Source organism: Chryseosolibacter histidinae (assembly GCF_018598225.1).
In the GTDB taxonomy this organism is placed as follows: domain Bacteria; phylum Bacteroidota; class Bacteroidia; order Cytophagales; family Cyclobacteriaceae; genus Chryseosolibacter; species Chryseosolibacter histidini.
On record NZ_JAHESF010000074.1, the window covers coordinates 1 to 20740 of the forward strand.

At 50.4% G+C, this 20740-nt stretch carries 22 protein-coding genes and 1 tRNA gene; 11 read left to right on the forward strand and 12 right to left on the reverse strand.

What is annotated here, in order from left to right; translation table 11 throughout:
* From KK083_RS31505 to KK083_RS31515, 3 genes are all read right to left on the reverse strand, one after another.
* A partial coding sequence (locus tag KK083_RS31505) for an SLC13 family permease (protein ID WP_254170144.1) occupies positions 1–1483 on the reverse strand: 1483 nt, incomplete at its 3' end.
* 149 nt (positions 1484–1632) lie between these two features.
* The gene (gene kdsA / locus KK083_RS31510; RefSeq protein ID WP_254170145.1) at positions 1633–2469 is read right to left on the reverse strand and encodes a 3-deoxy-8-phosphooctulonate synthase; all 837 of its coding nucleotides are present in this window, start codon (positions 2467–2469) and stop codon (positions 1633–1635) included.
* A 25-nt stretch (positions 2470–2494) separates the two neighbouring features.
* Entirely contained in the window at positions 2495–3022 is a 528-nt protein-coding gene (locus KK083_RS31515; RefSeq protein ID WP_254170146.1) for a KdsC family phosphatase, read from the reverse strand.
* 98 nt (positions 3023–3120) lie between these two features.
* On the opposite strand from KK083_RS31515, the gene KK083_RS31520 reads away from it, so the two are divergent.
* From KK083_RS31520 to KK083_RS31530, 3 genes are all read left to right on the forward strand, one after another.
* Positions 3121–5565 (forward strand): penicillin acylase family protein, encoded by a 2445-nt coding sequence (locus tag KK083_RS31520; protein WP_254170147.1) that lies wholly within the window; start codon positions 3121–3123, stop codon positions 5563–5565.
* Complete coding sequence (locus KK083_RS31525) at positions 5562–5912, forward strand: hypothetical protein (RefSeq protein WP_254170148.1); 351 nt, start codon at positions 5562–5564, stop codon at positions 5910–5912. Before KK083_RS31520 ends, KK083_RS31525 begins: the two co-directional genes overlap by 4 nt.
* 168 nt (positions 5913–6080) lie before the next feature.
* A complete protein-coding gene (locus tag KK083_RS31530) occupies positions 6081–7022 on the forward strand; it encodes a c-type cytochrome (RefSeq protein WP_254170149.1) in 942 nt (313 codons plus the stop codon).
* Positions 7023–7159: 137 nt separating this feature from the next.
* On the opposite strand, the gene KK083_RS31535 is transcribed toward KK083_RS31530, so the two are convergent.
* A complete protein-coding gene (locus KK083_RS31535; protein ID WP_254170150.1) occupies positions 7160–7948 on the reverse strand; it encodes an energy transducer TonB in 789 nt (262 codons plus the stop codon).
* A 128-nt stretch (positions 7949–8076) separates the two neighbouring features.
* Between KK083_RS31535 and KK083_RS31540 the strand changes: the two genes are divergently transcribed.
* Positions 8077–9096 (forward strand): metal-dependent hydrolase, encoded by a 1020-nt coding sequence (locus KK083_RS31540; protein ID WP_254170151.1) that lies wholly within the window; start codon positions 8077–8079, stop codon positions 9094–9096.
* Here the strand turns inward: KK083_RS31540 and KK083_RS31545 are convergent, their stop codons facing one another.
* Both KK083_RS31545 and KK083_RS31550 read right to left on the reverse strand, forming a co-directional pair.
* The gene (locus tag KK083_RS31545; protein ID WP_254170152.1) at positions 9097–10260 is read right to left on the reverse strand and encodes a phospholipase D-like domain-containing protein; all 1164 of its coding nucleotides are present in this window, start codon (positions 10258–10260) and stop codon (positions 9097–9099) included. It abuts the gene before it with no gap.
* Positions 10261–10402: 142 nt separating this feature from the next.
* Positions 10403–10945 carry an RNA polymerase sigma factor gene (locus tag KK083_RS31550; protein ID WP_254170153.1) on the reverse strand — a complete coding sequence of 181 codons (543 nt, stop codon included), beginning with the start codon at positions 10943–10945 and terminating at the stop codon, positions 10403–10405.
* Positions 10946–11073: 128 nt separating this feature from the next.
* On the opposite strand from KK083_RS31550, the gene trxA reads away from it, so the two are divergent.
* Complete coding sequence (gene trxA, locus KK083_RS31555) at positions 11074–11424, forward strand: thioredoxin (protein ID WP_254170154.1); 351 nt, start codon at positions 11074–11076, stop codon at positions 11422–11424.
* A gap of 45 nt (positions 11425–11469) precedes the next feature.
* On the opposite strand, the gene pdxR is transcribed toward trxA, so the two are convergent.
* Positions 11470–12873, reverse strand: a complete 1404-nt coding sequence (pdxR, locus tag KK083_RS31560) for a MocR-like pyridoxine biosynthesis transcription factor PdxR (RefSeq protein WP_254170155.1) — start codon at positions 12871–12873, stop codon at positions 11470–11472.
* 196 nt (positions 12874–13069) lie between these two features.
* Between pdxR and KK083_RS31565 the strand changes: the two genes are divergently transcribed.
* Genes KK083_RS31565 through KK083_RS31575 form a run of 3 tightly spaced genes read left to right on the forward strand, consistent with a single transcriptional unit; the run spans position 13070 to position 15086 of the window.
* A complete protein-coding gene (locus KK083_RS31565) occupies positions 13070–13684 on the forward strand; it encodes a hypothetical protein (protein ID WP_254170156.1) in 615 nt (204 codons plus the stop codon).
* A gap of 2 nt (positions 13685–13686) precedes the next feature.
* On the forward strand, positions 13687–14595 hold the full coding sequence (locus KK083_RS31570; RefSeq protein ID WP_254170157.1) for a TolB family protein: 909 nt from the start codon (positions 13687–13689) through the stop codon (positions 14593–14595).
* Between the two features lie 47 nt (positions 14596–14642).
* Positions 14643–15086: a GNAT family N-acetyltransferase gene (locus tag KK083_RS31575; RefSeq protein WP_254170158.1), complete on the forward strand. Its 444-nt coding sequence runs from the start codon at positions 14643–14645 to the stop codon at positions 15084–15086.
* Positions 15087–15240: 154 nt separating this feature from the next.
* Here the strand turns inward: KK083_RS31575 and KK083_RS31580 are convergent, their stop codons facing one another.
* The 4 genes from KK083_RS31580 to KK083_RS31595 form a co-directional block, all read right to left on the reverse strand.
* Positions 15241–16143, reverse strand: a complete 903-nt coding sequence (locus KK083_RS31580) for an alpha/beta fold hydrolase (protein ID WP_254170159.1) — start codon at positions 16141–16143, stop codon at positions 15241–15243.
* Positions 16140–16634 (reverse strand): SRPBCC family protein, encoded by a 495-nt coding sequence (locus tag KK083_RS31585; RefSeq protein ID WP_254170160.1) that lies wholly within the window; start codon positions 16632–16634, stop codon positions 16140–16142. The genes KK083_RS31580 and KK083_RS31585 overlap by 4 nt, the downstream gene beginning before the upstream one ends.
* A complete protein-coding gene (locus KK083_RS31590; protein ID WP_254170161.1) occupies positions 16618–16974 on the reverse strand; it encodes an ArsR/SmtB family transcription factor in 357 nt (118 codons plus the stop codon). The genes KK083_RS31585 and KK083_RS31590 overlap by 17 nt, the downstream gene beginning before the upstream one ends.
* A gap of 309 nt (positions 16975–17283) precedes the next feature.
* Positions 17284–17706 carry an NIPSNAP family protein gene (locus KK083_RS31595; RefSeq protein WP_254170162.1) on the reverse strand — a complete coding sequence of 141 codons (423 nt, stop codon included), beginning with the start codon at positions 17704–17706 and terminating at the stop codon, positions 17284–17286.
* A gap of 359 nt (positions 17707–18065) precedes the next feature.
* Here KK083_RS31595 and KK083_RS31600 point away from each other — a divergent pair, with 359 nt between their 5' ends.
* The 3 genes from KK083_RS31600 (at position 18066) to KK083_RS31610 (ending at position 20140) form a co-directional block, all read left to right on the forward strand.
* The gene (locus KK083_RS31600; RefSeq protein ID WP_254170163.1) at positions 18066–18947 is read left to right on the forward strand and encodes a helix-turn-helix transcriptional regulator; all 882 of its coding nucleotides are present in this window, start codon (positions 18066–18068) and stop codon (positions 18945–18947) included.
* A 550-nt stretch (positions 18948–19497) separates the two neighbouring features.
* Entirely contained in the window at positions 19498–19827 is a 330-nt protein-coding gene (locus KK083_RS31605) for a hypothetical protein (protein WP_254170164.1), read from the forward strand.
* Positions 19828–20066: 239 nt separating this feature from the next.
* Positions 20067–20140, forward strand: a tRNA-Pro gene (locus KK083_RS31610).
* Positions 20141–20299: 159 nt separating this feature from the next.
* On the opposite strand, the gene KK083_RS32795 is transcribed toward KK083_RS31610, so the two are convergent.
* A complete protein-coding gene (locus tag KK083_RS32795; protein WP_369074981.1) occupies positions 20300–20671 on the reverse strand; it encodes a nuclear transport factor 2 family protein in 372 nt (123 codons plus the stop codon).
* Positions 20672–20740 lie beyond the last annotated feature (69 nt).

Here is a 20740-nt window from a genome sequence, read left to right on the forward strand (position 1 = left end):
GGAAGATGGTGACCAGGAACAAAGCGCCGAGCACCGCCACTGGCCCCAGCGATTTTCCGGAGGCAATCAGGCCCTTCGCTACAAGGTCTGCTGTGCCTGACTTCTCCAGGGCCACCCCCACCGCGAGGGCACAGACCAGGATCATGAGCAGGCTCAGGTCGAGCTCGCGCCGGATCTCCGGCAGGTTCAGCACACCGAAGAACACCAGGGCAGCCAGCATGATCAGGCACACATCGAACAGCGGAAGCAGGTCTACCACACCGGCGATGAGCAACGCAAGGCACGCCACCCCCAGCACACCCATCCATGGTGTGCGCTTGTGTTTCATTTTTTTAGGCACCGAAAGCGGGAACAGGTCTTTCTCATGGTTGCCGTTCTCGCGTTGAGCGCTGGCAAGCATTAACAGAAAGTCGCCTCCGGCCAGGTGCATCTCACCTACTTTTCCCGGCACACGTTTACCATTGCGATGGATGGCAATGATCGACGCGTTGTATTTTTTCCGGAAGTCAGAATCTTTGATGCGAACCCCCACCAGCTCGGAGTATGCGGGGATCACTGCCTCCACAAAATTGAACTCATCCGCTTCAACACTCTCTTTGGGAAGTGTGAGCCCGTTGTCTTCTTTGATCAGGTTGTAGATCGATTGCGTGTTGCCGGAGAAGAACAGGGCGTCGTCAGCTTCGAGTATTTCTTCCGGCGAAACCGGTGAGATCACTTTCTCATGACGGATGATCTCTACCAGGAACACATCCTGTAATTTCCGCAGCCCGGCATCCATCACACTTTTACCGATCAGCTTCGAACCCGGCGCTACTTCAGTCTCTACAATGTATTCTTTCAGGTTCTCACGCAGCACCGAAAGCTCATTGGTATTGGATGGCAACAGCTTGTATCCGATAAAATAGAGATAGATCCATCCTGCCACCGTCACGGCCAATCCCAGGTAAACAAAATCGTAGAAGCCGAGCAGCGGCAGCTTGTATTCAGCGATCAGGCCGTTCAGCACCAGGTTGGTGGATGTGCCGATCACCGTGATCATGCCGCCCAGGATCGTGGCAAAGGAAAGCGGGATCAGAAATTTCGATGCCGGGTTGCCCGTTCGCTCCGCCCAGTCCTTTACATAAGGGATCATGAAGGCAACGATGGGGGTATTGTTCAGGAATGCCGAAATAGTAGAGACAAAAGCCATCATGCGAAATAAAAACGCTTTCGGCTTCAGGTTGGGATTAAACAGCTTTGCAAACAGCTCCGATCCATAAATAGACCGGATGCCAGCCGTAGCCAGCACCAGCAAAAAGATGAGGATGATCTGCTGATTGGAAAGCCCCCGCAGCAACTCGGCCGGTGTGATGATGCGCCCCAGCAGCAGTGCCACGGTAGCCACAAAAAACGTAAGCGAAGGATTAAGCCACTCCCGGTACAGCGACAGGATCAGGAATATCACCACCCCAAGAACATAAAGCTGCGCAAAATTTAAGTCCACAAATCCTGTAGGTATTTGGGTGGCAAAAATAGAAGTTGCCGGTTTAAAATTCAAAGTTTAAAATTTAAAGTTGGAAAGCTCCTAACGATGGTTTGTGAGACTTTTTAATGCAGGCTCCTCCCCCAACTTTAAACTTCTAACTTTAAACTCTAATTTTTAACTTCTTTTCCCAGGTCCCAAAACCTTTTGATCTCCGTAAGAAACTCCTCCATACGGTGAAGCGGGATCATATTCGGGCCATCGCTGAGGGCCTTATCGGGATTGGGGTGGGTTTCGATGAAAAAACCATCGACACCTGCTGCGGCGGCTGCGCGGGCGAGGAAGGGCGCAAACTCACGCTGGCCACCCGATGAGCCACCTTTGCCCCCTGGCTGCTGCACAGAGTGTGTTACATCAAATATTACCGGGGTATACTGGCGCATGATGGGAAGCGAACGCATATCCACCACCAGGGTATGATAGCCAAAGCTTGCTCCCCGTTCGGTCAGGAACACATTGTTGTTGCCTTCACCACGTACTTTATCCACCGCATATTTCATGTCTTCCGGGGCCATGAACTGACCTTTTTTGATCTTCACTGCTTTGCCCGTTTGGGCTGCGGCCTTCAGCAGATCGGTTTGCCGGCACAGGAATGCCGGGATCTGCAGCACATCCACAACCTCAGCTACTTCTGCGCACTGGTATGATTCGTGCACATCGGTCACCACGGGCACCTTCAGCTCTTTTTTTACCCGGGCGAGGATCTGCAGTCCGTCGTCTTTGGAAGGACCGCGGTAAGAGCCCGCGGAAGTACGGTTGGCTTTGTCGAACGACGACTTAAAAACATAATCCACCCCGAGCTTTTCGCAGATAGCCTTCACCTTCGTTCCCGTTTCGATGCAGATGTCGAAGCTTTCGGCGGCACAGGGCCCTCCGAAGAGCACCATTCTTTCTGAACCAAGTTTTATAGAGTCGGCGATACTGACAGGTTGTTTGAATTTTTCCATGATGATGCGTAAAGAATAGTCGGGGTTATTGTTTTAGTATTTTTTCGAAGACGCCTTTTGCGGTCAGTACCAGGTCGCCAACTTCGCGCAGCACGCCGGAGCCACCCTTGGCATAGGTGACGAGGTCTACCTGTTCTTTGAGATAATCGTAGGTGTCGGCCGGGCATACGCTGAAGCCTGCCAGCCTGAATACGGGAAGGTCGTTGATATCATCGCCGATGAACACCACTTCTTTCGGCTTGAGCTTGTAGTGTTTCACCAGTTTTTCGAAGACCATGGCTTTATCCATGATGCCCTGGTGGCAAAAATCGACCTTGAGCTCTGAGCATCGCCGGGTGACGGCTGCCGACTCGCGTCCGGAGATGGCACCTGTTACGATGCCCGCCTTTTTCAGATAACTTATAATAAGTCCATCTTTCACGTTGAAACTTTTGATCTCCCTCCCGCTGTCATCATAAATGATCCGTCCATCGGTAAGCACCCCATCCACGTCGAAAAATATAGCCTTGATAAGCGACGCCTTCTTAATTTGTTCCTTTGTATACCTGGGCAAAGCGACTGGTTAAAGATTGTTAAACAAATTTTTCTGCAATAATTGCCGAAAATTAGGAAAAGCTTTTTACTTTATTACACCTAAACTCCGCTCCCTTAATGAAAGTTATCAAGTTTTCGGTATCCCTGCTGGTCACACTGGGATTGATCTATTTTCTGAACAACAGCTGGACCATCGGAGGAAAACCGATTCCTCCCCCCGGAAAGTTCCTCGACCCGTTTCATGGGTTCTGGCAAAATATCGAATCTGAAAATAATAGTGCCACCATCGACCTGACCATCGAAGGGCTGCAGGCACCGGTCAGCGTGCGCTTCGACAGCCTGATGATCCCGCATATTTTCGCGCAGAACGATGCCGATCTCTACCTGGCCCAGGGATATGTTACTGCCATGCACCGCCTCTGGCAGATGGAGTTTCAGACCCACGCTGCGGCTGGACGTATCTCGGAGATCCTGGCTACTGACGACATCCTGAACTATGACCGCGCGCAGCGGAGGCTGGGCATGGTCTACGGCGCCCGGCGAGCGCTGCAAGCCATGGAAGAAGATCCGACCACGGCGCTCATGATGGCCAAATACACCGAAGGCATCAACCAGTACATCCAGGGCCTCAGCTACGACGAGCTCCCCTTCGAATACAAACTCCTCGATTATAAGCCCGAACCATGGACCGCGCTCAAGTGCGCGCTGCTGCTGAAGAACATGGCGCAGACCCTCGACATGGGCGACAAGGACATGGAAATGACCAATGCCCTGAAGCTCTTTGGAAAGGAGACCGTAGACCTCCTCTACCCTGACCAGGAAGGTGTGGGCGACCCGATCGTTGACAACCCCGGCGGATGGAAATTCAATCCCATCAGGATCGATACCGTGGCACTCGCCATGCCAACCGAGCTGATCAAACTGAAAAAACTTCCCGGCTCCGATCCTACTACCGGAAGCAATAACTGGGCAGTGTCAGGATCGAAGACCGCAACGGGGTCGCCAATGTTATGCGGGGACCCGCACCTGAGACTCAGTTTGCCCTCCATCTGGTACGCCATTCAGCTGAACGCTCCCGGTGTCAACAGCATGGGCGTATCGCTTCCCGGCTCCCCTGCCATCATCATCGGCTTCAACGACTCCATCGCCTGGTCTGTCACCAACGCCCAGCGCGACCTGGTGGACTGGTTCAAGATCACCTTTGACGGAGAGAACAGGGAAAAGTACCTGCTCGATGGCAAATGGATCCCTACTGAAAAAGTGGTGGAAGAGATCAAAGTACGCGGCAACCCCACTTTCTATGATACGGTACGGTATACCTACTGGGGACCGATCACCTATGACGAAAGTTTCCGCGCCGAGAACAACCACAACGGCTATGCGTTCCGTTGGATCGCCCACGAGAAATCGAACGAAGCGCTCACGTTCCACAAGCTGAACCGCGCCAAAAATCACAGCGACTACATGGAAGCGCTGAACGTTTTTTATTTACCTGCACAGAATTTTGTCTTCGCCTCCGTATCCGGAGACATTGCCATGCGCATCCAGGGACGTTTTCCGGTGCGCCGCCCCGAAGAAGGCAAGTTCGTGCTAGATGGCAGCCAGAGCAGCTTCGGGTGGCAGGCCTTTATTCCCAACGAGCAGAATGTGATGTCGAAGAATCCTGCACGCGGCTTTGTGAGCTCCGCCAACCAGATGCCCGTTGACCCAACCTATCCTTATTACTACACGGCAACAAGTTATGAGGCTTACCGGAACAGGCGCATCAACCAGGTGCTGTCGCAGACACAAGCCATCCAGGTAAATGATCTCATGAAGCTGCAGAACGACAATTACAACCTGAAGGCTGCCGAAAGCCTGCCCGCGTTCCTGCACATGCTTGACTCCGTTCACCTGAAGGGCGCAGAGCTCACCGCATACAGCATCTTAAAATCGTGGGACTACTATAACAACGCAGAGTCTGAGGGCGCATCCTACTATGAAGCGTGGTGGGACAGCCTGATGCCACTGATCTGGGATGAGCTTGAAAAAGAAGGTATGGCCCTCTCGCGCCCCACCACCTATAACACCATCAAGCTGATCAAGGAAAAACCCGACCTCAGCTTCTTCGATATTCAAGGCACACCGGAGAAAGAGACCGCTGGCGATGTGGTACGCAAAGCATTCTCCGTGGCCATCGAGGGCATCGAAAAATGGAAACAGGAAAACGCTGCTACCGTAAAGTGGGCCGACTACAAGGATTCGTTCATTGGCCATCTGCTTCCGCCGATGCGGGCACTTTCCATTCCCGTGAAAACGGGCGGCAATCATGACATTGTCAATGCCCACTCGCGCACCCATGGCCCTTCGTGGCGGATGGTGGTGAGCCTCGAAAAAACAGGCGTGAGGAGCTGGGCAACTTACCCGGGCGGACAATCCGGAAACCCTGGCAGCAAACACTACGCCGACATGCTCGATCGCTGGTCGTCGGGCAAATATTTTCCGATGGTGTTCATGAAAGATCCGGAGGCGGCAAAAGAAAGAACACTTCAATCTCTACAATTTAACCCTCAGCAAAAATGAAATTCGGCTTACAGGTCCTGGCGACCATGATCCTCGGATACGCCCTGGCAATTTTTCTCCCCTGGTGGACGGTAGCCATCGCCGCGTTTCTCTGCGGAATGATCTTCAATACAAGGGCGAACTTCGGCGCCGGTTTTCTCGGCATCGCACTGCTCTGGCTTCTCAAGGCATGGCTGATCGATAGTACAGCAGCCGCCCCGTTGAGCGAACGTGTTGCCGCCATCATGGGCCTCAGCAAACCGTTACTGTTCCTGGTCACCGCTCTCATCGGCGGATTGGTAGGTGGATTTGCCGCCATGACCGGCGCAGCGCTGAACAAACCGAAGAGACGGGGAACGTACTACTGAGTTTCAAGTCTAAAGTTTAAAATTTAAAGTTTGAGGTTGGTGCTCAACTTGAAACTTTGAACTTGAAACTTTAAACTGTAATTGGCGCAATCTCCCTTCACATTGTCGTATTCTGTGTCGCTGGCGATGGGTGAATTTCCGGAGTTTTGATGCTTAAAACATCAACTCATGAAGAAATTTATCAAGGTCGCACTGGTACTGGTCGGATGTGTTTCGCTGTTCCTGCTCTACGTTCAGCTCAGCTACAGGCAGAAGTTCGAAGCTCCCGTTGTCACAGGCATTAAAGCAAGCACAGACTCCGCCGTGATCGCCCATGGCAGGTATCTGGTCTACTCCGCCGCGCATTGTTACACCTGTCACATGCCCGATTCGCTGATCCTTCAAAAGCAGACGGAGCACATGATCGGCGGTCATGTGTTTGAAACACCTTTCGCTACTTTTTATACGCCCAACCTCACCCCTGACACCGTTACGGGTATCGGCGGGTATACCGACGAGCAGCTCGCCAGGGCCATCCGCTACAGCATCAATCACGATGGTGGCGCCATGGTTCCTTTTATGACCTACAATGCGATGAGCGACCACGATCTTACGGCCATCATCTCTTACCTCCGGAGCACCACCCCCGTGAGTAACGAAGTGCCGCCGCACAATGCGAACATGGTGGGCAAGATCCTGATGCGTTTTGTGATAAAACCACCAGTAGTAGTGCCGGAGAACATTGCTGCCGACACCACGGTTGAATACGGGCGTTACCTAGCTTACAACGTTGCCAACTGCAGAGGCTGTCATACCAACCGCGGCGCCACCGGTGAATTTGTAGGCGACCCTTTTGCAGGTGGCTACCGCTGGGATGTCGGCACGGCCACGTTCACCTCCCCTAACCTGACACCGCACGATACAACGGGATGGATATATGCATGGTCGGAGAAGGACTTTATCAACCGTTTCAAAAGAGGAAAAACGTTTCCTGAAAGTCCCATGCCGTGGGAAGCTTTCAGCACGATGAGCGAGAATGATATTAAAGCGATCTATCGGTTTCTAAGAGCACTGCCGCCGTCGTCAAACAAAGTTGAGAGAACTTATGCGGTAAAAGAAACTGAGCTCTAGTTTTGGTTGCCGGTTGCCAGTTACCGGTTGGGAGGTGTAGTGTCTACGATAGTCGCACCAATGTGAACCCTGGGTCTGAAAGTTGACAAGTGGTGGTATTAAACTGGCTATCCGGCAACTGGCAACTGGTAACTATTTTACTGCAAACTGAATGTTATCGGCAGCACCATGCGCACACGTACTGGGTTTCCATTCTGCTTTCCACCTTTCCAGGAGGGCAGCATCGCGATCACACGCGCGGCTTCCTCATCACAATCCACGTGAATGCCGCGCAATACAGCAACGTCACTCACGGAGCCGTCGCCATTTACCACGAAGCTTATATACACAGTCCCCTCGATGCCCTGTCGACGCGGACTTGCAGGATAACGCAATTTCTTCTTAACAAATTTCATGATACCTTCCATGCCTCCTTCATAAGAAGGCGGTGTTTCGGCAGTTAACCAGATCTTGTTTTTATCTTCCTCTATGATCACCGGGATATCAGTGGGTACGGCACCCACTCCATCGGGAACGCCCTGTCCTTCTCCGGGCGCACCATCTGTTATAGGCGTAGCAGCGGATTGATCCGGCGCAGGAGGTTCAACGGGGTCACTTACGACTTGAATGGTGGTGTTGGCATTTACTGTTCTTACAGGAGGCTGTGCACTTTTTGGAGGCTGCACTACATGGGGAATGATCTGAGGCTTTTCTCTAAGATAAATGATTGGAGGGTCACCATCAGTTACTAATATTGGCTTATCAGTAAAACGCGAGATGATCTCAGGCGCTACTAACAGAACAGCGATCATCGTGGTACTCATGCCGACAGCGAGCACAAGCCTTCTTGCATAAGCCCTGCGAAGCATGTAAGCGCCATAAGCTTTGTTGCGCGCGGCAAACACCAGGTCGTCCCAGCTGCCATAGATTGAAGCTTTTGTTTCCATAATGTTGTGATTTAGGTTTATAACATCAGGATGCAACGGCCAGCATAATTCCATAAAGGGATTTTTCCTTTTTGTAAGAAGATATCACAAAAGGCACAATCTTTTTTCGCGATTTCGTAAATTAAATTGTGGATTCAATAACGCATGTAGCGCTGGGGGCCGTGGTCGGTGAAGCGGTGGCGGGCAAATCGCTGGGCAAGCGTGCCCTGTTCCTGGGTGCCATTGCTCAAAGTATACCCGACATCGATTTTATCGCGGCCTTTTTTCTTGCACCCGCTGACAACCTGCTGGCGCATCGCGGTTTTACACACTCATTTCTTTTCGGCGCCCTGGTTGCGCTAACACTGGCAGCGCTCTCATTGCGATGGTACAAGGCGCATCAGGTTCCTTTTTCACGATGGGTATTCTTCTTCGGTCTCGAGATCCTGATCCACCTGGCGCTCGACGCTTGCAATGCCTATGGTGTGGGCTGGCTCGAGCCTTTCAGTCACCAGCGATTTTCTTTCCACGTTCTGTTCGTAGCCGATCCATTTTATTCGCTTGCCCCCGTGCTGGCAATGATCATGCTCATGTCTGTGAGCGCCAGGAGTACTGCCCGCAGGTTCTGGATCTGGTTTGGGATCGTTGTGAGCACGGCGTACCTGCTCTATGCCATCTCGGGCAAGATCATGGTAACACGGCAAACCACGGCGACGCTTGCGCAGCAACGGGTGTCATACAAGCGCCTGCTGACCACGCCCACACCTTTCAACAGCTGGCTTTGGTATGTGGTGGCTGAAAACGGCTCAGGATTTTATACCGGATACCGTTCTGTTGCCGATGCATGGACCGACCCTTTACTGCTCCACTATTTTCATAAGAATGACAGCCTGCTTTCGGAGGAGATCAACGAGCGTCATGATGTCAAACAATTGAAAAAATTCTCGCAGGGGTACTATACGATCGAGCAACGGGGCGATACGTTACTTTTCAACGACCTGCGTTTCGGCCAGATCGCCGGGTGGGAATACCCAGAGGCACCGTTCGTCTTTCAATATTATATCAACTATCCTGACGCCAACCTCATGGTGATCCAGCGCGGTCGTTTCTCCAACTGGAACCAGCACACCTTCAGTTCGATGATCGAACGGATGCGTGGAAAGAAGTGATCACCCGGCCTGCCGCGTGGAGAGGAAGAAAAGGAACCGGAATACCTCATAGGCTGCCCTGCGCGCAGCCCGTACCAGCAGGTTGGCCTTCCTGTTAAAGGTCTCTTCCGTGATCTGAATGCAGTCGTTCTCTATGATGTGCTCCAGCCTCTGCTGAACATGAAGTGCGAAGGCAGGATCGTCTACCTCCAGGTTGAGCTCGATGCTGGCATGCGCACTAAGGTTGTTCACGTTGAACGAACCCACGGTCATCGAACGGGAGTCACAAACGGCGATCTTTCCATGGAGCACACTCTTCTGATACTCGTACACTTCGATTCCATTCCTGAACATCCACCGGTAGATATACCGCTCCGCATATTTGATCAGGTAAACGTCAGCATTGCCCGTGAGCACCACTTTTACTTTCACCCCTCTGGCGGCAGCTTCGGCGATCTTTTTCCTGAACTTTCTGCCAGGCAGGAAATAAGCAGACATAATGATGAGGTAGGAAGAAGAATCACGGAACATGCGGAGATAGGTCTTGTAGATCTGGCGTTTGCGCCGCAGCCAGTCATTCACGCGTACGCCTACAAAACACTCGCGGGTAACACTGGCGACCTTGTTCAGGATCATCACCTTGTTACGTCTCAGGCGCAACCTGCTCTTGCAGACATCTTCGAGCGCAGGAGCTACCTCTCCTTCTGCGTAGAGAGCCCAGTCGAGCCACGCCGGAGCATCAGGCATATCGTTATAACGGTCGCTGATGTTCAATCCGCCTACCAAAGACCTGAGCGAGTCAACCACCACAACCTTGTGGTGAAGCCTGCGCCCGAGATAAAATCTGCGACTCTTGAACATGGGCTGGAACTTCCTGAAGAAGATCCCGGCATCCTTGAACCGTTTAATAAAGGCAGCCGAAAGCTGTTGAGAGCCGTAGCCGTCCACCAGCATATAAACTTTTACACCCCGCTCTGCTGCACGGATAAGCGCCTCACCAACAGCACTGCCGGTAGTGTCTTCGTCAAAAATGTAAGTTTGAAGGTGAATGGACTCCTTAGCCTCATCGATCATTTGCTCCAGGAGCTCGAAATAGGCGCGTCCACCCTGGATCAGCTTTACTTCATTGTGTTTTAAATAGCTGGCCTGCCGCGACGGAGCAGTTTTTTTTCGAAGTTTTTGCACGATAACGTGATTAATAAAACCGGGCCTGCATTCGCCCGGCTTTGAAAGATAAGCTTTTTCTGTAAGACAGGGTAATCGGTAGTCAGTGATCGGTAATCGGTAATCAGTGGCAATATCTCAACTATCGGTTACCGAATACTGGTTACCGCTTACCGGTTACTTTTTTCATCTGCTGCAGGCACTTATACTTCACATTGCTGGCGGTGTGTGTGTTGCTGTATCCCATCCTTTCAGCAATTTCTTCTACAGGCACGTTATCATAATAAACGTAGTGTACGATCTTCTGACAATGAACCGGCATTTTAGCGATCAGTCCATCCATGTAATGCGTGAGCTTTTCGTCGCTTTCCTTCTCCTGCTGCGCGTGGATCGACAGGTCCGGGAAATCCTGATCGGCAGAGATCAAAGCGCTCTCCATCTTCCGGTCGCGCAATGATTTCAGCCAGAGGTTCCGGCTGATGGCGTACAAATAGGTCTTCAGCGAGGAGGTAAGCGCAAAGTCTTCTTTTGCCAGGTTACGGCTGAAGATCAGCAGGGTTTCCTGGAAGATATCCTTGGCGTCGTCACGCGATCCGCTGTTGGCCAGGATAAACTTCTCTATCACAGGATAATAGGTACGATACAAAAGGTCAAACGCGCAGGCATGCCCCTCTTTCAGCTGTCCGATGATGTTTCCTTCGCACATGGTAACTCTAAACACCTTAATACCCGGGGTTGGTTCACGATCACCCGGAGTTGCATTTTTTTTATTTTTTTCTTGAAGCCGGGTGATCCTGCGCCATGGCCTGGAATGAAAACGAAAAATAACAGTGTATGGAAAAAACAATCGTATTGACCGACGCAAATTTCGACCAGGTATTGAGCACCGATAAACCTGTGCTGGTGGATTTCTGGGCTGAATGGTGCGGTCCCTGCAAAATGACCAACCCTATCGTCAAGGAACTGGCGCAGGAATATGGAGACAAGGCACTGATCGCAAAGATCAATGTGGATGAGAACCCGCAGATCACGGCGCGGTTTGGCGTGCGCTCCATCCCCACCCTGCTGTTCTTCAGGAACGGGAAGCTCACCGACAAGCAGGTAGGTGCGTCACCCAAATCGGTGGTGGTTAAAAAACTGGAAGCGCAGTTAGTCGACAGTCCACTGTCCACAGTCCAGGGTTAGGGACGGCCCAGTCGTCAGACCACTGCGCGCGGCCAGGCGCTGTGGTCAGTGGTCCGACGACTGAAACCACGCATCATACAACTTCTCCACCACATTCCCGATCTCTGAAAGCGGAAGGTTTCCGAACTCGAACAACAGCTCGGGCTGGCGTGGAAGGTTAGATCGGTTGTGGTAAAATCCGCTCACCGGAGTGATGCTCACGCCGCGGTCCAGCGCCCGCCTGATCAATTCTTGTTCACTCAGCCTGGAATTGATCCGCAGAAAGATGTTAAGCCCTGAAGGTGCGTTGTTGAAATGAATACAGTTTTCCGGCAATTTTTTTAGTGCGGCGATGCTGACGTTGTATTTCTCCTGGTAGATCTTGCGCATCTTCTTCAAATGCCTTTCCCAGTATCCGCGTTCCATAAAATACGCCAGTGTTCTGCGGGTAATATAAGGAACCGTGTTCGTCAGGTGAATCGAATCCTTGAAGTCGATGGGAAAATCTTCGGGCAACACCAGGTAGGCTACACGCAGCGACGGCATGAGGGAGCTCGAGAACGACCCCACATAGATCACCCGGTTGTATTTGTCAAGCCCCTGCAGGGAAGGCATCAGCCTGGTTTTGTACCGGAACTCACAGTCGAAATCGTCTTCAATGATAAAGGCCTTATTCTTTTTGGCCCAGTTCAGGATCTGGATCCGGTTGCCAACGGGAACAGCGCTGCCCATGGGATACTGGTGCGAGGGCGTCAGATAAAGCAGGTCGGCGCGCCGCTTCAATAACTTTTGCAGGTCGATGCCATCTTCGTCATTTACACGAACAGGTGTGATCCTGTAACCGAACTCTGAGAACAGGTGTCGCGGGCGATGATAACAAGGTTCCTCAAACACAATTTCTTTGTGCGTTTTTCGCAGCACAAAAGCCAGCCAGAAAAGCAAGGCAGTTGTACCCGACCCGATGATCAACCTGTCAACCGTAGCGGACACACCGCGGGAATAAAAGAGATATTGCTGCAGCTGCTCTTTCAGCGGGTCTTTCCCTGCATGCTCCTCATATTGAAAGCTCATATGGTCAAGCGCCCAGTTTGTACACTTGCGCCAGTGCTTGAGAGGGAAATTCTTCTCATCTACAAGGTGATCGAACAGCTTAAAATCCGGCTTTGTGGCGGCCGGTCGTTTTGCTGGTGATACAGGAGGCTTTTTTACAGGCTGCAGTTGCCAATCATGCGCATCAAGCTTTGCTACAAACAGTCCTTTGCGCGATTCGTTTTTTATGTATCCCTCATGGATCAGCTGCTCGTAGGCCCTGATCACCGTATTGTTGCCGATGCCCAACTCTTTGGCCAACGTTCTGTGCGATGGAAGCCGCTCGTTGAATTTCAGCTTCTGGCGGATAATGGCATCGCGGTAGAACTCATAGATCTGCTCATACAAAAGCTTACCGGTATCGTTGATAGCTGGGATCATATCTTCATATCGTTAGCCCTTAGGTGCGAGCTACCAGCTGTGAGCCGCGAGACGTTGAGCTTCGGGGTTCCTGCTCGCAACTCGAAACTAAAGGCTGGCAGCTCCTCACAGCTGCATCCATTAAAAAGTTAAAATCTGCACCTCCATATAGATGCAAAGATACAATAGGTTTGCATCATTCATTAACCCTTGTTCTATGAAAATTAACATCTTAAAAACTGCTTTTGTTATGCTGACAGTGGCGTCTGCTTCGGTCAGCGCACAGTCGATCATCACCCATGAAAAAATGACCAATGCCGTGATCGGAAAAAACGGCAAGCTGGAGATCACGCCATCCAAGACATCTTCCGCACGCGACTTCGATTACCTGGCGGGTAAATGGGCCATGGAAAATAAGAAGCTCAAGACAAGGCTCAACAATTGCACCGAGTGGATCGAATTCGAATCTACCAGCGAGAACTTAGGTACGATCCTCAACGGTATCGGCAACATGGATTTTTACAGAACGAGCTTCGACGGGCAACCTTTTGAAGGAATGACCATCAGGCTGTTCGATCCGAAAACAAGATTGTGGAGTCTTTATTGGGTGGCGAGCAATGTAGGTATTATGGACCCGCCGGTGGTAGGATCGTTTGAAGGCAACGTGGGCCTGTTCTACTGCCATGATACGTTCCAGGGCAAACCTGTGATCACCGTATTCAAGTGGGATAAAACCGATCCGGAAAATCCAGTCTGGAGCCAGGCCTATTCTCCCGATAACGGCAAGACCTGGGAATGGAATTATACCAACGTTTCACACAGGGTAAAATAACGATGAGAACGTTTGTCCGCATAACGGTGCTGCTAAGCGCTCTGGTGATCCTGTTGGGGTCATGTACCAGGAAGCAGACCGAAAAAGCTGTAGTGGCGATCCCCTATCCCGAACCACGTCCTGATTCAGTGCCCGCAGCATTTTTGCCGGGCATTGTATCAACGGACTCGCTGGATTTTAACGCGGCCTTCTCGCCCGATGGCAGGTCTTTCTACTTTACACGGAAGATCAGCGGCAAGACGAAGATCCACGCAACCCATTATTCGGAGGGACGCTGGAAGGAGCCTGAGCCCGTACCGTTCGGCGCAACCGGACATTCCGATGCAGACCCGGTTTTCGGCCCGGACGGCAGGTTGTATTTTATCTCGGACAGACCCAGGGATGCTTCAGACACGCTGACGGATTATGACATCTGGTATGCCTTGCTTCAAAGCGATGGCAGCTGGTCAGCACCTCAAAACATGACGGCCGTAAACTCTGACAGTGCTGAGTATTACGTTTCGTTTTCAGGCATCGGCAACCTCTACTTTGCATCAGCACGGCAAGGCGGTTATGGCGCGGAAGATATTTACGTGAGCCGCCGCATCAATGATCAGTATGGGGTGCCAGAGAACCTCGGAGCCTCTGTCAACTCTGAAAAGTCTGAGTATGATCCCTGTATCGCTGCCGGTGAAGACCTCATTGTGTTCACATCTTCCAACCGTGACGACGGCTTTGGTGCGGGAGACCTTTATGGTGCCAAAACGGATGCCTCCAAAAAATGGCAAAACGCCGTGAACCTCGGGAACAGGTTCAATACCAAAACCCGGGAGTTCTGTGCATACTTCACACCCGATTCGCAATATTTCTTCTTCAGCAGCGACCGCGATGTAAAGTGGATCCGGATGGAGTGGTTGAAGAAACATTTGTAGGAATGCAAAGTACGAAGTACGATTTACGAGGTACGAATTAAATTCAGATGACTGTTAGAAAATCAACCCTTGAAGACATTGCCCAGCTTGCCGTATTGTTTGATCGATACAGGGTATTCTATAACAAAGAAAGTGATGTGGAGAATGCTGCGATATTTCTTTCTGAAAGGATCGAAAGCCGTGATTCGGAGATCTTTGTCGCTGAGGCGGAGGATGGCGTGCTGGCCGGGTTCGTTCAGTTGTATCCCCTCTTTTCATCCACGCGTATGAAACGGCTCTGGCTGCTGAATGACCTGTACGTTGATCCACGATATCGCGGAAAGCACGTATCGGTAATGCTCATCGACAGGGCCAAGCAGCTGGTGAAGGAAACGAATGCCGTGGGACTGATCCTGGAAACCACCAAATCGAACGTAGTGGGTAACACGCTGTATCCTAGAACGGGGTTTACTCTGGATGAAGAGCATAATTACTATTCCTGGGGCGAGTGATCAGTCCATGGTCGATAGTCCATGGACCATAGCTATGAAGTGTACAGGACAAATGTAAGCTTCGATTCGTGATCTAAGTGAAGACACTGTCAACTACGTCCGGCAGACAGTTTAGTGTCCCTGGTCCCCATGCCATGGACCATCGACTATGGACTTATAACTCAAGAAACTCCTCCAGGATCGGCATGATCGTAAGCTTGGTCTCCCTGCCAGGTTTTAACGTTGTGATCTCGCCAACGTATTCGCCATGACTCCCCGGAATAATGGCCAGCCTGCAACCGGGAATGAGTCGCGACACCTGAACCATGTGCTCTGACGTGGCCACATCTGCATCGCCATTCACCAGCAACACCGGAGATTTGATCGAGCGGAGCCTGGCATCGCTTACGTCACTGAAATCATTCATTCTTTTCGCACACTTATCATGCATGTTCTGCAACCGCGCGCTATCGCCTGTAATTTTCAGGTAAGCATCTTTGTACTGCTGTGGCATGTGTGTGATCCTCGCTTGCTTCATGAATTCCCAGAATTGTGGAAGGGTACCATTCCGCTTCAGGAGCGCAGAGCCGGCAACAACTTTTCCGGTGAGCTCCGGGTGCCTGATAGCTATCTGTAATGCAGTAGTTCCTCCGTTGCTGAATCCAAAGATGTCAGCCTTGTCAATCCCGAGGTTTTTCAACAGTGCCGCCACATCATCGGCATCCTGCTCGAATGAAAGGTCTGCATTGCGATCGGCAGTGTGCCCATGCGCCTGAAGCTCTACAGCAATCACCTGGCGATGCTGCGATAGATACGGAATGATCCTGCCAAACGTTGTTTCAATCGTGGAGCCGCCGCCATGGATCAGCACAAGCGGTTTACCACTGCCGTGGATCTCGTAGTACATCCTGATACCATTCACGTCCGAATATCCGCTGGTAAAAGATGCGCTATCTGTTTTTGGATCTTTCACAGCTTCATTGTTCTCGCCTGCTGGTCCATGCGCTTCGTGACGCATACATGCCTGAAGTACTAAAAGCGCCAACAGTGCGCTGAGCAGAAGTTTTATCGATTTCATATAGTTATTTGAGAGATTATATTTTCCAAACGTTCCAGCATCTGGATCCAGCTGGGATGTGCACCCGTTCTTTTGGCGATGACCTCGGAAACGGTTTGCCGCAGACGGACGGTGGTTATTCCATCGGCTTCCGTAAAGGTTATGGTCACCAGTGTTTCGCCGGGCCATTCCGGGTCCATGCCAATGGATGTGGGATCGATGCGGTTTCCATTCTCATCGGCATTGATGAGCGTGTAAACAATTTTCTCCGGCGCCTTGACCTCCTGGTAAACGCCGATACACCAGCAGTCTCCAAACGCGGGGTTGCTGATACAGTAGTGAAAAGATCCACCCTTCTTTACCTCCAGCTTCCTGATCCTGATAGAACACCCATGAGGGGCAAACCATTGACTGAGGTAATCGGCATTGGTCCAGGCGCTGAACACCAACGCACGTGGATGTTTGAATGTGTAGGTGATGTCAACCTCGCCGGTCTTATTTTCGTTTTGCATTTTTTCTTTTCTTTTTGGTTTGCTGATCGTCGAGCCGGTCTAAAAAAACCTCCAGTGACCGGAATCGTTGCATCCACACTTTCTTCGATGCGTCTACCCAATCTGACACTTCATTCAGCTTGTCGAGCCGGGCTTCGCAATAACGCTCCCTGCCCTGCTTCTGAATGGAGACCAGGCCGCAATCATTCAGAAATTGAATATGAAGTGAAACCGCCTGCCGGGTGATGTTGAACTGGTCTGCGATGGCGTTTACGTTCAAGGTTTTCCCCGCAAGCATGCTGATGATCTGTCGCCGCGTAGGATCGGCTATGGCCTGGAATACATCCCTGGTCTGCGTCATAATATGCAAGTTTATGCTTGCAAATATATACGCAAGGATTCACTTGCGCAAGAGGGAAGAAAAAAAAGTCCACGGTCGACAGTCCACGGTCCACGGCATGACGTGTGTGGAACGCCTGTCTCCTTTTCTATAGAGGCTGTAAAAACATTAATTAGGACAGAACTAAGGCCAACGTTCGAAGCCCAAAAGATGCAACAAACTGCACCATTGATCGAAGTCCACCTTACTCCTTAATTCTTAATTCTTACTCCTTACTCCCTTGCCCGCCGTAGCTTGCGGTGGCATTGGTGCGATGACAGCAAAGGAGGGTTACTCCTTTTCCAAAAGGGATTGCTTCGGCGAGTAATCTGTGAGTATGAGCGTCCTGTCTTCGATGCTGTTAACAAATGTTCCGTGTGCCTTGCTGGTTTGTGCCTTGATATCTTTCCATTCCTGATCGGCCATAAATCCTTTCCAGGCTTCTTCCATGGTCTTCACGTCCTTCCACTCGAGCAGGTACACGAACTCGACCTTGTCAGCGGTAACAGATTCCCAGATGGCAACAATGGTAAAGTTGTATTTCTTCATGATGCGATGTGCGTGATCTCTGAACCGTTCGTGAAATACCTGCCGGTTTTCTGCAGGCACTGAATAGATCCTCAGTTGATGAATCGGTGCCGCTGCATTCCCGTTGTCAGTGGAAGACGGATTTTGCAGCAGCATAAAAACACTAAAAATGATGGTTACGATCATAAGCAATAAGATTGGTCATTAGAAATATAGGTATTGAACGGTTCCCGGGAAACGCATGTACCGCCCATCCACGACAGAAAGTATATTCCAGCTGCCGCACTACCGATGCCATGATCCGGGCTGCACCTGCAAGGCCACTGAAAACATTGGCCCAGGTCAACTTTTCATAAAAAGACGGGCTTGTGGACAAAAACTGTGTTTTCAGGCTGATTTACAGCTTCACATGCTTTGCGCCCTCCGTGGCATAGGCCTCCCGTTAGAAAATACTCCCGAACGCATAAATCCATCTCCAAAAAACGTAAACAAGATGTGAACCCGAATTCAGAAATTACGCCCATCAACCCCCTAGTTATTTTGTTATGAATTTTGACGTCACCACCTACAGGTTTCCCCTGGGCTACCTGGAAGAAACTGCGCCGGGTATCATGTACCACTGTCATGGGTTTTGTGAAAAAGCGATCAAATTACCCGTGGTGCTCGACCAGAATTTTCTCGGTTTGGTATTGAATCTTAAAAACAACTTTCATTACCGCCTGGATGATGCTTCGGGAGCACCGATGCAGGGAATACTTTTCAAGCTGCAATACAACCTGGTATATATACGCCGCGGAGGCTGTGAGCTGACAGCGAAAAAAGGCAAACATTCCATTTTCTGCATCGAGTTCACGCCTCCTTACATAGAGGTGCTAAAGGGTCAATTCCAGGTGCTGGATGAATTCCTGACGAAGATCGATGACGCACGCGCGGTGATCAGCAGGTCATATCCCATCACCGCCCAGACGTTGTTCGAGATCCAGCGGGTGCTTGCCAACCGGTTCAATGACGAGGGCACGAAGATCCTGCTGAAGTCGAAGTATGTCATCATATCGATGGACTGCCTGAAACAAATGGGATACCTGGAAGGCGTTCCGCATGAATACATCGAAAAGATCCACCAAGCTTATGATTACATGGTGAAAAACCTTCAATTCCGATGCACGGTGAGCTTTCTGGCGAATAAAGTAAACATGAGTGCCCGCCAGCTGGAAAACGGATTCAAGACCATCTACGGAAAAACAGTCTACAAGGTGTTGACCGATGAGCGGATGAACAAAGCCATCACGCTTTTGCGCGACTCCGGTCTGACCATCAACGAGATCGCCCAACGGGTGGGTTATAAGAACGCTGATACGTTTTATAACACCTTCAAAAGAAATTTCGGCTATCCGCCCATGCGACTACGGAAAAATGAAAATGATTAAAATACTCCCGCATTCATAAGTGCAGTGCACCTTTAGTGGGGTCCCTGAATGTAATTTTACTTTATCAACGACAACGGATTAACTACATAGACGATGTGGTGGTAATTCGATCAACCAGCCTTTTAATGGTGGCTGGGCAGCATCTTCATGCCTGCGCCGGTCACTGTTAAAAGTTCGACAATGAAAAAGAGCCAGTTTTTAACCTAAACAAGGGCTGTTTTACAAGACCGGGCTGACTGTCCAGCGAAGTCGGGAATACCTGGACAGCAGTCAGGTTCTCTGATCTCTGCCATGGGCCTGTATTATCACTGTTGTTGTTATATAGATCATCGCGACAACAACAAACGCTACCTGATCTCTTCGCACCATCACAGCTGAACGGCATCTTACACAATGCCATGGCTACCGGACGTCATATATTTCTCGATCAGGCCACTTTACGTTTCCGGGGTATTTCAACTGCAACGCGATTTTTTTTTGCAACCGAAACATGGGCTTTTAGTACCACGCCAGCACCAAATCTTTGACAATTATCCAACCTCTTATCCATGTGATGGACAGTTCTCTCAATATAGAAGATGTTAAAAAGTTGATCATTGGCCGGTGGCTGCTCGAAGACGGCCGGCAGATCGAATTTGTTGATGAGGTAAACCTGGTGCTCACAACACGAAAAGGCAGGAAGGTGACGGATCGGTATTTCGTTTACCAGGAAGACTCTCGCATCAGATTGCGGCTGCCTATTTTACTTTCCAGCAACTGCATCGTCAACCATATCGACCAAAGCAAATTCAGGTACACCGAGCCTGGTGTGATCGGAGAAGTGGTCATGTACCGGATCTCTCCGGATACACGGGCCGTTGTTGAGCTATATGATGCCTGAAGGGACAGGCCCATTGGTCAAAACCAGCGCTTATTCACACCGCGGATCGCTCCATATATTTGTTACCTCCCGGCCGGCCGATAAACCGCTGGATTTGTATGTTGTAACTGCCTGACTTTGAGAATTTAAAGCGATTCAAAAAAGAATTCCTGATTATCAGTCCAGAATTCAGAATTTTAGCTGATATTCGCGGCTCATTTATCCGGCTTATCTTTGTATAAGTAGTATAAATAACTGTTCGGGGCGTAGCGCAGTCCGGTAGCGCACCTGGTTTGGGACCAGGGGGTCCCAGGTTCGAATCCTGGTGCCCCGACTGATAAAAAGCTTGCAGGTTTTAAAATCTGCAAGCTTTTTTTATGGATAGCTAGATGGATTCGAACAGCCTCAAGATTGGATTAATTTTCGATGCTTCTTCAAGTTAAAAATTCCGGTAACTTTCTATAAAGGTCAAGGAGGTGCAATCAAAAGCTCTTCATTTCTGGTTTGTAGGGAATCCCTGTCCAGTGCCACCAAAAAAAACTTCGATTGATTTTATTTTACCATTGGTAAAGGTAAAAAATTCCGTGTTTCGGATAACGTTGCCTTCATTGGTGATGACATGAATAATGGCGAAAGCTTCATCACCACGTCCAATAATTCTAATGAAGTCGAATTTTTTGATGTGGCTTGACTGCGGCCAGCATTTTTCCCTGAATTTTTCTATGGAAATGTGATCGTCTGGAGCGGGGCTCGTAAACGTGAAGTCATCGGCTAAAGTGCTCACTACGGCATTCCAGTTCTTTTTTTCCCATGCTGAAAAGTACTGTTTAATGATCTGTTCTTTTTCAGAATCCGAGGTTACTATTCCAGCATGATTGACCCCCTAATCCAGCAAGCTGACCCCTCTGTGTGAAGGGATTGTTTCTGTAAAGCA

Bases quoted from the DNA above. Each gene is read 5' to 3' on its own strand.
- KK083_RS31530 (WP_254170149.1), top strand. From the start codon at position 6,081: ATGAAGAAATTTATCAAGGTCGCACTGGTACTGGTCGGATGTGTTTCG.
- KK083_RS31550 (WP_254170153.1), bottom strand. From the start codon at position 10,945: ATGTGCGAAGGAAACATCATCGGACAGCTGAAAGAGGGGCATGCCTGC.
- kdsA (WP_254170145.1), bottom strand. From the start codon at position 2,469: ATGGAAAAATTCAAACAACCTGTCAGTATCGCCGACTCTATAAAACTT.
- trxA (WP_254170154.1), top strand. From the start codon at position 11,074: ATGGAAAAAACAATCGTATTGACCGACGCAAATTTCGACCAGGTATTG.
- KK083_RS31585 (WP_254170160.1), bottom strand. From the start codon at position 16,634: ATGCAAAACGAAAATAAGACCGGCGAGGTTGACATCACCTACACATTC.
- KK083_RS31595 (WP_254170162.1), bottom strand. From the start codon at position 17,706: ATGATCGTAACCATCATTTTTAGTGTTTTTATGCTGCTGCAAAATCCG.
- KK083_RS31535 (WP_254170150.1), bottom strand. From the start codon at position 7,948: ATGGAAACAAAAGCTTCAATCTATGGCAGCTGGGACGACCTGGTGTTT.
- KK083_RS31565 (WP_254170156.1), top strand. From the start codon at position 13,070: ATGAAAATTAACATCTTAAAAACTGCTTTTGTTATGCTGACAGTGGCG.
- KK083_RS31600 (WP_254170163.1), top strand. From the start codon at position 18,066: ATGAATTTTGACGTCACCACCTACAGGTTTCCCCTGGGCTACCTGGAA.
- KK083_RS31525 (WP_254170148.1), top strand. From the start codon at position 5,562: ATGAAATTCGGCTTACAGGTCCTGGCGACCATGATCCTCGGATACGCC.
- KK083_RS31580 (WP_254170159.1), bottom strand. From the start codon at position 16,143: ATGAAATCGATAAAACTTCTGCTCAGCGCACTGTTGGCGCTTTTAGTA.
- KK083_RS31590 (WP_254170161.1), bottom strand. From the start codon at position 16,974: ATGACGCAGACCAGGGATGTATTCCAGGCCATAGCCGATCCTACGCGG.
- KK083_RS31520 (WP_254170147.1), top strand. From the start codon at position 3,121: ATGAAAGTTATCAAGTTTTCGGTATCCCTGCTGGTCACACTGGGATTG.
- KK083_RS31570 (WP_254170157.1), top strand. From the start codon at position 13,687: ATGAGAACGTTTGTCCGCATAACGGTGCTGCTAAGCGCTCTGGTGATC.
- KK083_RS31575 (WP_254170158.1), top strand. From the start codon at position 14,643: ATGACTGTTAGAAAATCAACCCTTGAAGACATTGCCCAGCTTGCCGTA.
- pdxR (WP_254170155.1), bottom strand. From the start codon at position 12,873: ATGATCCCAGCTATCAACGATACCGGTAAGCTTTTGTATGAGCAGATC.